The 384-nt window shown below is 66.4% G+C and carries 1 protein-coding gene; it reads left to right on the forward strand.

The window, feature by feature from the left end; translation table 11 throughout:
* On the forward strand, positions 1-384 hold a 384-nt coding region (locus tag AB4Z02_RS19290), incomplete at both ends, for an AAA family ATPase (RefSeq protein ID WP_441972991.1).

Consider the following 384-nt stretch of genomic DNA (forward strand, 5'->3'; position numbering starts at 1 on the left):
CTCCGCGGGAGTGCGCGATGTACGACAGGTCATGGATGAGGCGCTCTCCACCCGAGACCTCTACGGCATCTCGACGGTGCTGTTCCTCGACGAGATCCATCGGTTCTCCAAGGCGCAGCAGGATGCTCTGCTTCCGGGCGTCGAGAACGGCTGGGTGATCCTGGTCGCAGCGACCACGGAGAATCCGTCGTTCTCGGTGATCTCCCCGCTGCTTTCCCGATCACTCCTCCTCACCCTCGAAACGCTGAGCGACGACGACCTGGGCGTGGTCGTCGATCGTGCCGTCGTCGACGATCGTGGCCTCGGCGATCGGTTCGTGCTCGAACCTGAGGCGCGGGCGGCGATCATCCGGCTGGCGTCGGGGGACGCGCGCCGGGCGCTCAC

Source organism: Pedococcus sp. 2YAF34 (genome assembly GCF_052114585.1).
Lineage (GTDB): Bacteria > Actinomycetota > Actinomycetes > Actinomycetales > Dermatophilaceae > Pedococcus.